This is a genomic window from Cohnella kolymensis (genome assembly GCF_000829465.1).
Taxonomy (GTDB): Bacteria; Bacillota; Bacilli; order Paenibacillales; family Paenibacillaceae; genus Cohnella; species Cohnella kolymensis.
In genome coordinates, this window is sequence record NZ_JXAL01000030.1 from 17506 (window position 1) to 31367 (window position 13862).

The 13862-nt window shown below is 50.8% G+C and carries 10 protein-coding genes, 2 pseudogenes and 1 other annotated feature; all 12 genes and pseudogenes read right to left on the reverse strand.

The genetic code is table 11. From position 1 onward, the window contains the following. Positions 1-19: 19 nt before the first annotated feature. Complete coding sequence (rpsG, locus tag SD71_RS19375; RefSeq protein ID WP_041066949.1) at positions 20-490, reverse strand: 30S ribosomal protein S7; 471 nt, start codon at positions 488-490, stop codon at positions 20-22. Between the two features lie 64 nt (positions 491-554). Then, entirely contained in the window at positions 555-977 is a 423-nt protein-coding gene (gene rpsL / locus SD71_RS19380) for a 30S ribosomal protein S12 (protein WP_041066952.1), read from the reverse strand. A 755-nt stretch (positions 978-1732) separates the two neighbouring features. Beyond that, positions 1733-5357, reverse strand: a pseudogene (rpoC, locus tag SD71_RS19385) (DNA-directed RNA polymerase subunit beta'). A gap of 95 nt (positions 5358-5452) precedes the next feature. Next, positions 5453-8998 (reverse strand): DNA-directed RNA polymerase subunit beta, encoded by a 3546-nt coding sequence (gene rpoB / locus SD71_RS19390; RefSeq protein ID WP_041066955.1) that lies wholly within the window; start codon positions 8996-8998, stop codon positions 5453-5455. A gap of 250 nt (positions 8999-9248) precedes the next feature. Beyond that, the gene (locus SD71_RS19395; RefSeq protein ID WP_041066959.1) at positions 9249-9857 is read right to left on the reverse strand and encodes a class I SAM-dependent methyltransferase; all 609 of its coding nucleotides are present in this window, start codon (positions 9855-9857) and stop codon (positions 9249-9251) included. Positions 9858-9968: 111 nt separating this feature from the next. Then, positions 9969-10334 carry a 50S ribosomal protein L7/L12 gene (gene rplL, locus SD71_RS19400; protein WP_041066962.1) on the reverse strand — a complete coding sequence of 122 codons (366 nt, stop codon included), beginning with the start codon at positions 10332-10334 and terminating at the stop codon, positions 9969-9971. Between the two features lie 58 nt (positions 10335-10392). Continuing rightward, complete coding sequence (rplJ, locus tag SD71_RS19405; RefSeq protein ID WP_041066965.1) at positions 10393-10896, reverse strand: 50S ribosomal protein L10; 504 nt, start codon at positions 10894-10896, stop codon at positions 10393-10395. Between the two features lie 52 nt (positions 10897-10948). Next, positions 10949-11155 (reverse strand) — a sequence feature (ribosomal protein L10 leader region). Between the two features lie 70 nt (positions 11156-11225). Beyond that, a pseudogene (gene rplA, locus SD71_RS19410) lies at positions 11226-11917 on the reverse strand (50S ribosomal protein L1). A gap of 120 nt (positions 11918-12037) precedes the next feature. Next, entirely contained in the window at positions 12038-12463 is a 426-nt protein-coding gene (gene rplK / locus SD71_RS19415; RefSeq protein WP_041066972.1) for a 50S ribosomal protein L11, read from the reverse strand. Between the two features lie 70 nt (positions 12464-12533). After that, a complete protein-coding gene (gene nusG, locus SD71_RS19420; protein WP_041066975.1) occupies positions 12534-13067 on the reverse strand; it encodes a transcription termination/antitermination protein NusG in 534 nt (177 codons plus the stop codon). 25 nt (positions 13068-13092) lie between these two features. After that, on the reverse strand, positions 13093-13302 hold the full coding sequence (gene secE / locus SD71_RS19425) for a preprotein translocase subunit SecE (protein ID WP_041066978.1): 210 nt from the start codon (positions 13300-13302) through the stop codon (positions 13093-13095). 18 nt (positions 13303-13320) lie between these two features. Further along, positions 13321-13470 carry a 50S ribosomal protein L33 gene (rpmG, locus tag SD71_RS23305; protein ID WP_082034366.1) on the reverse strand — a complete coding sequence of 50 codons (150 nt, stop codon included), beginning with the start codon at positions 13468-13470 and terminating at the stop codon, positions 13321-13323. Positions 13471-13862: the final 392 nt, after the last annotated feature.

Below are 13862 nucleotides of genomic sequence, written 5' to 3' on the forward strand. Positions count from 1 at the left end.
CCCTTCGTTTAAGCGAATCTTACCAGCGATAGTGTGCGAATGCTTTATTGGCTTCTGCCATCTTGTGCGTATCTTCGCGTTTCTTAACCGCTGCTCCTGTGTTGTTAGAAGCATCGATAATTTCCGCAGCCAAACGCTCGTCCATCGTTTTCTCGCCGCGGTTGCGGGAGTAATTCACGAGCCAGCGCAGACCTAGGGTCGTACGGCGTTCAGGCTTAACTTCAATCGGAACTTGATAGTTAGCACCACCGACACGGCGAGCTTTAACTTCAAGAACCGGCATGATGTTCTTGATCGCAGCTTCGAAAACTTCCATAGCATCTTTGCCGGTGCGTTCTTGAATCAAGGTGAACGCATTGTACAAAAGCTGCTGGGCAACGCCTTTCTTACCATCGATCATAATACGATTTACGAGGCGGGTAACAAGTTTGCTGTTATACAGCGGATCCGGGAGAACATCCCGTTTCGGTACTGGTCCTTTACGAGGCATCGAAGTTCCTCCTTTCTCATTCATGTTGTAACAGCTTCAGCCGATCGAACCGGCTGTCAGCGTATTAGGATTTCTTAGCTTTTGGTCTCTTCGCACCGTACTTGGAACGAGCTTGCATCCGGTTGTTAACGCCGGAAGTATCCAAAGCACCGCGAACAATGTGGTAACGAACACCCGGAAGATCTTTAACACGGCCTCCACGAATAAGAACAACGCTGTGTTCCTGCAAGTTGTGGCCGATCCCCGGAATGTACGCAGTAACCTCGACACGGTTAGTCAGACGAACCCTTGCGTATTTACGCAATGCAGAGTTCGGTTTCTTAGGCGTCATGGTTCCTACACGGGTACAAACTCCGCGTTTTTGAGGTGCGCTCAATTCAGTCTCAACACGCTTCAAGGCGTTGAAGCCTATTTGCAGTGCCGGGGACTTGGATTTAACGACTTTCGGTTGACGACCTTTACGTACTAGTTGGTTAATTGTTGGCATGTTGCCACCCCCTTCCGATGAGTATGAAAAGCAAATATAATGACACATCCGACAACACTTGGCGAAGCCACAGATCCAGGTGGTTCATTTTGAGAGACGAGAAAGGGCCCGACCGGCTGCTTCCCATAAGAAAATCAATTTCTTAAGAAGCGCCATATCAAACCCGTCTTGCTTTATTCCTCAATGACGACAGCCATCGCCGCGTCGACTCTTAAACTGTACAGGGATCTGCATCTTGCGCATTTAAGAATTCAACGGCTTGGACATGCCCTGCCGTCTTCATCATCTGTTTTTGTGCCGAGTCGGGCACACACACTAGAACATAGTAACACTTCACTATAGACCTGTCAAGAAATGATCTCTCACATTTTCAGCAATTAAAAGAGCTTCTTTTTCATCCACATGAGGAAAATAGAAAACAGCATAATACTGTACAAACCTGGCAGCAGAATCGCAAACACAATTTCCGTTTCAGACGAGGTCTCATCATTGTTGAGTACGTCCATAATGCCATAAACCGGAGGCACAGCCGTTCGGTCCTAGAATCGCCGTTGCTTCTCCGGAACGTATGCTGATTGTTAGACCGCTTAGCACTGTTATTCCCGCATATTCCTTATTGATTTCCTTCAGCCGAGCATAGGAGTTACACGTTTCTTACCGGGAAAATGTTTTAATCAAGCTGGCGTCACGCAAATAACGCGGACGCCGTTTCCGGCATCCGCGTTATTGGTGATGTTCTCTTGTTGTATTGTTTTTTACTCGACAGTTACCGTCTCAAGTTCGGCCTTTTCATCGGTCTCTTCGTCAAAAGGCGACACGACTTTGATGTTGCGATAACGGGCCATACCCGTACCAGCCGGAATGAGCTTCCCGATAATGACATTCTCCTTGAGTCCCAGCAAGCGGTCTACTTTGCCTTTGATCGCGGCATCGGTGAGAACGCGAGTTGTCTCCTGGAAAGATGCAGCCGAGAGGAACGAGTCTGTTTCCAAAGAAGCTTTAGTGATACCGAGCAATACCGGGCGGGCAACCGCCGGTTCCTTGTCGGCGAGAATCGCGTCGCGGTTAGACGCTTCGTATTCATGAATATCTACGAAGGCGCCTGGAAGCAATGGCGTGTCTCCCGGATCAACGATGCGGATTTTGCGCAGCATCTGCTTGATCATAACCTCGATGTGTTTGTCGTTGATTTCAACACCTTGGTTCCGGTAAACCCGTTGAACTTCCTGCAAAATATAATTTTGCACGCCGCGAATTCCTTTAATACGAAGCATTTCCTTAGGATCGATAGAACCGTCGGTCAGCTCGTCGCCTGCTTCGATCTGTTGTCCTTGAACAACACGAATACGGGAACCGTAGCTGACAGGGTAAACTTTCGACTCCGCTCCGCCTTGCAGTTCGATTTCACGCTTGTCTTTCGTTTCGCGAATCTCTTTAATTACGCCGTCCAACTCGGAGATGATCGCTTGCCCTTTCGGATTGCGGGCTTCGAAAAGCTCCTGGATCCGCGGCAAACCTTGGGTAATATCATCACCCGCAACACCGCCGGTGTGGAACGTACGCATCGTGAGCTGGGTTCCCGGCTCCCCGATGGATTGAGCTGCAATGATACCGACAGCTTCACCGATTTCGACTTTTTTCCCGGTCGCCAGGTTGCGGCCATAACACAATTTACATACGCCATGGCGTGCGCGGCAACTGAGCACAGAGCGGATCTGGACTTTCTTGATACCTACACGGATGATCTCTTCGCCTTTAGGGGTGTCGATCAGCTCATTGCGGTTGACGATAATTTCGTTGGTTTCAGGATTGCGAATGGTTTCAAAGGCGTAACGGCCTTCGATCCGGTCGAACAAATCTTCGATGACTTCTTTGCCGTCCTCGATTCGCGATACGACAATCCCTTTGTCCGCTCCGCAATCGTCCTCACGTACGATAACGTCTTGAGCTACGTCGACCAAGCGGCGGGTCAAGTAACCCGAATCCGCAGTCCTGAGCGCAGTATCGGCAAGACCTTTCCGAGCGCCGTGGGTGGAAATGAAGTATTCCAAAACCGTCAGGCCTTCACGGAAATTCGATTTGATCGGCAATTCGATGATCCGTCCGGACGGGTTGGCCATCAGACCCCGCATACCGCCCAGCTGGGTGATCTGCGATTTGTTACCCCGCGCTTTGGAATCCACCATGAGCATAATCGAATTGTAGCGGTCCATGGATTTCATCAAAATGTCTGTGATCTCATCCTTGGATTTGCTCCAGATTTCGATAACACGGTCACGGCGCTCTTCATCCGTAATCAATCCGCGGCGGTACTGTGTCGTAACAACGCGAACTTTCTCTTCGGATTGAGCCAGGAGTTCGACTTTCTCTTCCGGCACGATAACATCGGAAACAGCAATGGTGATACCGGCTTTTGTCGAGTACGTAAAGCCGAGCTGCTTAATGTTATCAAGAATAATCGACGTTTCCATCGTGTGATAGATGCGGAAACACTCGCCGATAATGTGTCCCAGATATTCTTTACCTACGGCACCCGGTGTCGGAATTTCACTCATAATCTTGTCAAGGTCCGCACCTTTTTCATAGATAAAGTATCTGTCCGGAGTGCCCTTGACCAGATTTTCCTTGGTAGCTTCATTGATATACGGGAACGTATCCGGGAAAATCTCGTTAAATATAATTTTACCGATCGTCGTCACAAGAAGCGCGTCCTGCTGCTTAGGCGTAAAGGTCTTCTTCTTGAGCTCTCTAACCGGAATGACGACTCTAGCATGCAGAGAGATGTTTCCCATGCCCCGCTGATATGCGGAGACCGCTTCGTTCACGTTAGCAAGGCGAAGTCCGGAACCTGGAGCCTCTTTGTTGTCCATCGTCAGGTAATAACAACCGAGAACCATATCCTGCGACGGAGTAACGACAGGCTTACCGTCTTTAGGGTTCAGAATGTTCCCTGCCGCCAGCATCAGCAAGCGAGCTTCAGCTTGGGCTTCAGCGGACAACGGAACGTGAACGGCCATTTGGTCGCCGTCGAAGTCGGCGTTATAAGCCGTACATACGAGAGGGTGCAGCTTGATCGCGCGACCTTCGACAAGAATCGGCTCGAATGCCTGGATGCCGAGACGGTGAAGTGTAGGAGCACGGTTGAGAAGCACCGGATGCTCTTTGATCACTTCCTCCAGCACGTCCCAAACTTCAGGGCTGACGCGCTCGACTTTGCGTTTGGCGCTCTTGATGTTGTGAGCCAAGCCCTTCAATACCAGCTCTTTCATAACGAAAGGCTTGAACAACTCCAAGGCCATTTCCTTAGGAAGACCGCATTGGTACATTTTCAAGCTTGGTCCGACAACGATAACCGAACGTCCGGAATAGTCGACACGTTTACCCAGCAGGTTCTGACGGAAACGGCCTTGTTTACCCTTCAGCATGTGGCTGAGGGATTTCAAAGGACGGTTGCCCGGACCTGTTACAGGGCGGCCGCGGCGTCCGTTATCGATCAGAGCGTCAACGGCTTCTTGAAGCATGCGCTTTTCGTTCTGGACGATGATATCCGGAGCGCCCAGGTCGAGCAGACGCTTCAGACGATTGTTACGGTTGATGACGCGGCGATACAGGTCATTCAAGTCGCTTGTCGCGAACCGGCCGCCGTCCAATTGAACCATCGGACGCAGTTCCGGAGGAATAACCGGAAGAACGTCCAGAATCATCCAATCCGGTGTGTTACCGGAGTTACGGAACGATTCGACAACTTCAAGACGTTTAATCGCCCGGCTGCGACGCTGTCCTTGAGCAGTACGCAGTTCTTCGCGAAGCATCTCTAATTCGCGGTCAAGGTCGATGTCCTGCAGCAGCTTCTTAACAGCTTCGGCACCCATACCGGCCGAGAATGCATAACCGTATTTCTCCCGATAGCTGCGGTATTCTTTCTCGGACAGCAGTTGTTTTTTTCTCCAGAGGCGTATCGCCAGGATCAGTTACCACATAGGAAGCGAAATAGATGATCTCTTCCAAAGAACGCGGAGACATATCAAGCGCCAACCCCATGCGGCTCGGAATACCTTTGAAGTACCAGATATGCGATACAGGAGCGGCCAGCTCGATGTGGCCCATGCGCTCGCGGCGAACTTTGGCGCGTGTAACTTCAACGCCGCAGCGGTCACAGACGACGCCTTTGTAGCGGACACGCTTGTATTTACCGCAATGACATTCCCAGTCCTTAGTCGGTCCGAAAATTTTCTCGCAGAACAGACCTTCTTTTTCCGGTTTAAGCGTACGGTAGTTGATCGTCTCCGGCTTTTTGACTTCTCCTCTGGACCAAGAACGGATCTTATCAGGGGAAGCTAACCCGATTTTCATGAACTCAAAGTTGTTTACATCTAACAAGGAGCAAGCCCTCCTTCATTGTTGCAGCGATTTTCCGATCAGTGACACGTTTGGAGACTGGAACGCACGCCTGAGGCGCGCGTTCCTGTAGCTCATTATTCAACGCCGACTTCCGAGCCCTCAAGGTTGAGGTTCAACTTATCGCCGGCAGCATCATCTTCGTCGTCCATCTCTCTCATTTCAATTTCCTGCTCGTCTCCGGACAAAATCTTGACGTCCATGCCAAGACTTTGCAGCTCCTTGATCAGAACCTTGAACGACTCCGGCACACCTGGCTCGGGCACGTTCTCGCCTTTAACGATCGACTCGTAAGTTTTAACCCGTCCGACGACATCATCGGATTTCACGGTCAAAATCTCTTGAAGCGTGTATGCGGCACCGTAAGCTTCCAGTGCCCAAACTTCCATCTCTCCGAAGCGCTGACCGCCGAATTGAGCTTTACCGCCCAATGGCTGCTGTGTAACGAGAGAGTATGGACCGGTAGAACGGGCATGAATTTTGTCATCGACCATGTGCGCCAGTTTGATCATATACATGACCCCAACGGTAACTTCACGCTCGAACAACTCACCAGACCGTCCATCACGCAGCTGCCACTTACCGTTTCGCTGCATGCCGGCCTCTTCCATCGAATCGAACACATCATTCTCACGGGCGCCGTCAAATACCGGCGTGGCGGCATGAATGCCCAGTATTCGGCAAGCCATACCTAAGTGAACTTCAAGCACCTGACCGATGTTCATCCGGGAAGGTACGCCCAGCGGGTTAAGAACGACTTGTACCGGTGTGCCGTCCGGAAGGAACGGCATATCTTCCTCCGGCAGGATCCGTGCGATAACCCCTTTGTTACCGTGACGTCCGGCCATTTTGTCGCCTTCTTGGATCTTACGCTTTTGTGCGATATAAGCACGAACCAGTTGGTTAACTCCCGGCGGCAACTCGTCGCCGTTCTCACGGGTGAACACTTTAACGTCAACGACGATTCCGTCCGTACCGTGCGGAACCCGAAGAGAGGTGTCACGGACTTCACGGGCTTTCTCGCCGAAGATCGCATGAAGCAAACGCTCTTCAGCCGTAAGTTCGGTTACGCCTTTAGGTGTAACTTTACCGACAAGGATGTCCCCGGCGCTGATTTCCGCACCGACGCGGATAATGCCGCGCTCGTCAAGGTTGCGAAGCGCATCCTCACCGACGTTCGGAATATCGCGGGTGATCTCTTCCGGTCCAAGCTTCGTATCTCTGGCTTCAGACTCATATTCCTCGATATGGATCGAAGTATAAACGTCCTCACGGACCAATTTCTCGGACAGCAGAATGGCATCCTCGTAGTTGTAACCTTCCCATGTCATGAACGCAACGACGACGTTGCGGCCCAGAGCAAGTTCACCGGTCTCGGTGGAAGGTCCGTCAGCCATGATATCGCCTTTCTTGATCACTTCGCCGCGGCGGACAAGCGGCCGTTGGTTAATACATGTTCCTTGGTTGGAACGCATGAATTTCTGTAGTTTATATTTAACGATGTCACCTTTTACTTCTTTGCCGTCAATGGTCTCGACGCGCCGAAGTTGAATTTCATTAGCGGAAACCCGTTCAATGACACCGTCATATTTGGAAACGACACAGACGCCAGAGTCCTTGGCGGACTTATGCTCCATGCCTGTTCCTACGAATGGAGCTTCAGGAACGAGCAGCGGAACCGCTTGACGCTGCATGTTCGAACCCATCAGAGCGCGGTTCGAGTCATCGTTCTCAAGGAACGGAATCATAGCCGTCGCTACCGAAACAACTTGTTTCGGCGATACGTCCATGTAGTCCACTCGATCGCTTGGCATCGTCAGGATGTTGTCCGCCTGTTTGTTATAACGGACAATGACATTTTCCTCAACGAAGGATCCGTCCGGATTCAGCTTCGCATTCGCTTGCGCGATGATATAGTTGTCCTCTTCATCCGCGGTCATATAGGAAATCTCTTCCGTGACGCGGTTGGTCTTAGGATCCACTTTGCGATAAGGAGCCTCGATAAACCCGTACTCGTTAATCCGCGCGAACGTGGACAAGGAGTTGATCAGACCGATGTTCGGTCCCTCAGGCGTTTCGATCGGACACATGCGGCCATAGTGCGAGTGGTGAACGTCGCGCACTTCAAAGCCCGCACGTTCCCTTGTCAAACCGCCCGGTCCAAGCGCCGACAGACGGCGTTTGTGAGTGAGTTCGGCAAGCGGGTTCGTCTGGTCCATGAACTGAGAAAGCTGGGAAGAACCGAAGAACTCCTTAATTGCCGCAATTACAGGACGAATATTGATCAGCGCCTGCGGCGTGATCGCATTCTGATCCTGAATCGACATTCTTTCACGAACGACCCTTTCCATACGGGACAAACCGATACGGAATTGGTTCTGCAGAAGTTCGCCAACGGAGCGAAGACGACGATTGCCCAGATGGTCAATATCGTCCGTATCGCCGATACCATGCAGAAGGTTCATGAAATAGTTGATCGATGCGATAATATCCGCCGGGGTAATGTTCTTCACCGATTTGTCGATGATGCCGTTGGCAATGATCTTAACCACCTTGCCATCTTCCACAGGCGAATATACGGTAACAGCTTGAAGCGGAATATCGTCATTCTCCATGACTCCGCCGGTTACGCGATAGTTCTTAAAGCCGACGTTCTTCTCCAGCATCGGGAGAATTTGATCCAATAGACGACGGTCGATCATTTGACCCGACTCGGCAAGAATCTCTCCCGTTGAAGGATCGACCAGCGTCTCGGCAAGACGTTGATTGAACAACCGGTTCTTAATATGAAGCTTTTTATTGATTTTGTAACGGCCTACATTGGCAAGGTCGTAGCGCTTCGGATCGAAGAAACGGGCAATCAGCAAGCTGCGCGCGTTCTCCAAAGTCGGCGGCTCTCCCGGACGAAGACGCTCATAAATTTCAATCAGCGCTTTCTCGGTAGAGTCCGTGTTGTCCTTCTCCAAAGTGTTGCGAATATATTCGTTGTCGCCGAGCAAATCCAGAATCTCGGCATCGGTTCCGAAGCCGAGCGAACGAAGAAGCACTGTTACCGGAATCTTCCGCGTGCGGTCGATCCGCACATAGACGATATCCTTGGCATCCGTCTCAAGTTCCAGCCATGCTCCGCGGTTCGGAATGACAGTGGCGCTGTAAGTTTTCTTACCGTTCTTGTCTACTTTGGTATTATAGTAGACGCTTGGGGACCGGACCAACTGGCTGACGATAACGCGCTCGGCACCGTTAATAACGAAGGTTCCCGTCTCGGTCATGAGCGGGAAATCGCCCATGAACACTTCCTGTTCCTTGACTTCGCCGGTCTCTTTGTTCAGCAGTCGGACTTTAACACGAAGCGGAGCCGCGTAAGTAACATCGCGCTCCTTCGAGTCGTCCACTGAATATTTGGGCTCACCCAGGCTATAATCGATAAACTCTAGCACCAGGTTACCCGTGAAATCCTGAATCGGCGAAATGTCTTGGAAAATCTCCCGTAATCCCTCGTCCAAAAACTTCTGGTACGATTGCTGCTGGATTTCGATCAGGTTAGGGACGTCCAACACTTCATTGATACGGGCGTAGCTGCGCCGCGCACGGCGGCCATACTGAACAAGATGTCCTGCCAACTTAACCTCACCCCTTAAGTCTGCTTCAACACAAAAATAAAGAAAAGCCCTTATGCGCCGGTCTGGCGGCACAATGGCACCCTATCCACTCATTTGCCCAAAACAAACCCATCATACGTGATTTGCTAGACTTTTTTCCTGGGAAAGGATAAGGTCTTTATGACGTTTTTCACTAAAGACAATTAGCCCATCCTAATACTGACATTTTTTAATGATACCACAGTGAAAATGTCAAGTCAAACGAAACTTATTAAATATTTTTTATGCTGCGATAAACGCGGTAGCCTTTGTCTTTTCCCAGTTCCCGAACCTGTTCATCACCGTATATTTCTTCTAATTTCGCTCTTGCGGAAGGTGCCCCCTGTTTGTTCTGGATGACCACCCAAAGAGAACCGCCAGGCCGCAGAAATTCGTAAGCTTCGGAGAGCAGCCTGTGCACGACAGCTTTTCCTGCGCGAATAGGAGGATTCGCGAGAATGACATCGAACCTCTGCCCCTCCACAGCTGTGAACAGATCGCTCACTGCAAAAGAAACATTGCGGATCCCGTTCGAAGACGCGTTATGTGCGGCCAGCTCAACGGCTCTCTCATTAATGTCGATCATCGTGACATGTCCTTGCGGCGCAAGGCGGGCAGCCGTCAACCCAATGGGACCGTAGCCGCAGCCGATATCAAGTACCCGGGCATCCGACGGAATCTCCATCTCTTTGATCAGAACACGGCTTCCGTAGTCCACCCCGTCCCGCGAAAACACGCCTGCATCGGACGTGAATCGCAATGCGAATCCTCTGAGTGTTGCTTCAAACGTCCGGCGACGACTCTCCGACTGAGGTTTATTCGAATAATAGTGATCGTTCATGAAGCTCCTCCCGGGATCGGGCTAGACCGCCCCTTCTCAGCATTATCAAGTTTGCACATGAACAAACCCCTCGAAGAAAAATCTTCAAGGGGTTCTGTGAGAGACGGCTTCTTACTTAACTTCGACTTTAGCGCCTGCTTCTTCAAGCTTCGCTTTAACGGTGTCAGCTTCGTCTTTACCGACTTTCTCTTTGATTGGTTTCGGTGCGTTGTCAACAACGTCTTTCGCTTCTTTCAGGCCAAGACCTGTGATTTCGCGAACGGCTTTGATAACGTTGATTTTGGATGCGCCTGCCTCTAGCAGAATGACATCGAATTCTGTTTGTTCAGCAGCTTCAGCAGCAGCGCCGCCGCCTGCAGCAACAGCAACAGGTGCTGCCGCAGTTACGCCGAATTCTTCTTCGATTGCTTTAACCAGATCGTTCAATTCCAGAACGTTCATGCCTTTGATGGCTTCCAAGATTTGCTCTTTGCTCATGGGATTACCCTCCATTATTTGAGATCATGCGATCTTCTTTAAATTGTTGTCGTTCTTATTAAGCAGTTTCCGTGCCGTTCTTCTCCGCGACCGCTTTGACAGCGAGGGCGAAGTTGCGAACAGGCGCTTGCAATACGCTAAGCAGCATGGACAGCAATCCTTCGCGGGAAGGCAGATCTGCCAGCGCTTTGATCTGTGCTGCATCGAAGAAGTTTCCGTCTATGATACCGCCTTTTACTTTCAACGCGTCGTTCTTTTTCGCAAAATCGCTGAGGATTTTAGCGGGAGCAACGGCGTCTTTACCGAAAGCGACAGCTGTCGGACCGGTCAATACCGATTCGAGTTCATTCATCTCAGCGTTAGCGGCGGCACGGCTTACCAAAGAGTTCTTCAACACTTGGAAATCGACGCCCGCTTCACGAAGCTGCTTACGAAGCTCGGTTACTTGCGCAACGTTCAGGCCGCGATAGTCAGCGATAACTGTGCTGGAGCTCTCACGCAGCTTTGCCGCAATCTCGTCGACCGCTTGCTGTTTCTCCTGAATGATTTTCGCATTTGCCATTGTGTACACCTCCTAAGTCATCGTTACCGTACATTTCAACGCGCATATCTGCAGAGGCATAGAAAATGCCCCCGCAGACATTGCGGAGGCATGATTCGATTCTGCTCTCAGACTCAAAATGCGATGCACTTTGAAAGAGAAAAGCTCTATCCACACACCTCGGTAGGAAATTAAGCCTTTGACGACAACCGGTTATCAGCTAACGCTGGTAACGGTTGCGCGGGGCACCTACGGTCTACGGTATCTATATTCGATTTTTAAGCTCTATCAGCTTACCATGAGAAGCAGCTGATGTCAAAGCTAGTTTTTACCGTCAGCCCTCAGGCCGATTAGCGATATTCAGCCGCGTTCACGCGAGCGCCTGGTCCCATCGTCGAAGAAATCGAGATGTTCTTCAGGTATATGCCTTTGGAAGATGCGGGCTTCGCGCGGTTCAGCGCATCCATCAAGGCTTTGAGGTTCTCATTGAGCTTCTCAGCATCAAAGGAAGCTTTGCCGATCGGAGCGTGAATTTGTCCGGCTTTGTCCAGACGGTATTCGATTTTACCGGCTTTGATCTCTTGCACAGCTTTCGCAACGTCGTTCGTTACGGTACCGGCTTTAGGGTTAGGCATCAAGCCTTTACCACCGAGAATACGGCCCAGTTTACCGACTTCACTCATCATGTCCGGAGTCGCGACGCAGACGTCGAACTCGAACCATCCCTGTTGGATTTTGTTGATGAGCTCTTGATCTCCAACGTAATCCGCACCTGCAGCTTCAGCTTCTTTCAGCTTTTCGCCTTTGGCGAATACGAGGACGCGTTGTGTTTTACCCGTGCCGTGAGGCAGGACGACAACGCGCGCACGTTCTGGTCTTGTTTTCTCGGATCAACGCCGAGACGGACGGCAGCTTCAACCGTTTCGTCGAATTTGGCCGTTGCCGCTTTCTTCACGAGCTCGATCGCTTCCAACGGTTCGTAGGTAGCATCGCGGTCGATCAGCTTAACGGCTTCTGCATATTTCTTGCCCTGTTTAGCCATGTAGTTCTCCTCCTTGTGTGGTATTAACGGAAGTCTCCTCCCACTTTTGCGGATCCGACGATCCGCAAACCTGCCGGAGCAATGTCCGGCAGAACGATAAAGGCAATCTGCCTGTCGGAATTAGTCTTCGATCGTAACGCCCATGCTGCGAGCGGTACCTTCTACCATACGCATAGCCGCTTCTACAGAAGCCGCGTTAAGATCTTGCATTTTTTGCTCGGCGATTTCACGCACTTTAGCGCGTTTCACAGTAGCGACTTTCTTTTTGTTCGGTTCGCCGGATCCTTTAGGGATGCCTGCTGCAACACGAAGCAATACAGCTGCCGGCGGAGTTTTCGTTTCGAAAGTAAAGGAACGGTCTTCGAATACGGAAATAACAACCGGAATGATCAAGCCGTTCTGGTCGGCTGTACGAGCGTTAAACTCTTTACAGAACGCCATGATGTTAACACCTGCTTGACCCAATGCTGGACCGATCGGCGGCGCCGGGTTAGCTTTACCTGCAGGAACCTGCAGTTTCACCATCTTGATGACCTTTTTTGCCATGATCCACACCTCCTTGCCCCATAATGCGGTCTAACGGGACGCTCGTCCCTCCCGCTCTTTCAAGAAACCCTTATATCTTCTCCACCTGAGTGAAATCCAGTTCAAGCGGGGTTTCCCTGCCAAACATGTTAACGTGAACCTTAAGCTTGCTCTTGTCGGCGAGAATCTCTTCTACGGAACCGACAAAGTTGGCGAATGGTCCTACCTTAACCCGAACGTTCTCCTTGAGTTCGAAATCGATGACCGGCTTCGGCTCATCCATGCCCATATGGCGCAAAATTTGCTCCACTTCATCAGGCAGGAGCGCCGTCGGCTTCGATCCCGATCCCGTCGAGCCCACAAACCCGGTTACACCCGGAGTATTGCGGACAACATACCAGGAATCGTCCGTCTGGATCATCTCGACAAGGACATATCCGGGATACACTTTGCGCATCACCGTCTTCTTCTTGCCGTCCTTGTTGACGATCTCTTCTTCCATCGGCACGAGTACGCGGAAGATCTTGTCTTGCATAGCCATAGACTCCACGCGTTTCTCCAGGTTAGCTTTAACCTTGTTCTCGTAACCGGAATACGTGTGTACTACATACCATCTTTTCTCCATGGAAAAGCCACCTTTGGTTCCTGCCTCAAATGACAAGATTGACGAGCTGCGAAATACCGATATCCAGTCCCCAGAAGTAGATCGTTACCAGCAACACGGTCACGATCACGACGATCGTGTAGCTGACGAGCTCTTTCCGGCTGGGCCAACGGACTTTCTTCAGTTCATTCCAACTGTCGTTGAAAAACGAAAAAAAGGACCCAAAGCTCTGTTTCATTTTGGCCAGGAAAGTCACGTCTTTACCTCCTAGGACTTAGCGCGTCTCGCGATGAGGAGTATGTTCATTGCAGTGTCTGCAGAACTTCTTCAACTCGATGCGATCGGCGTGAGTCCGCTTGTTCTTGCTTGACGTATAGTTCCGTTGCTTGCAGTTGGTGCAAGCCAGAGTGATAATCACCCGCATCCCTTCCAACCTCCCGGGATCCCAACTTCATAAAAAACAACCATCCGGCGGAAACCCCAGGCTTGGCGAACCAAGGCTGAGCTGATTTCGAAGCTGCGGCGGAACCCGCTACGACAACGAAACCTGGCGTTTCACCGATGATTCAGTACCTGCGCATAAGAAACCACCTTAAAGGTTACTAAAATAATTTATCACAGGGCTAAATCGATGTCAATTAAAAGTGTCGGGAGAATGGCAGGCATCGTTTGGCAGAGAAGCGCGGCAGCGAGTGATAACGGACACAACTGTCAAGGGGAGGCAGGACGTGATAGCCTCAGAGCCTAACTCTATCCTTCCAACTTTTCACTCGGTTTAACCCTAGCGGTAAATTTAAAAGATCCCTCCGGCAGCAC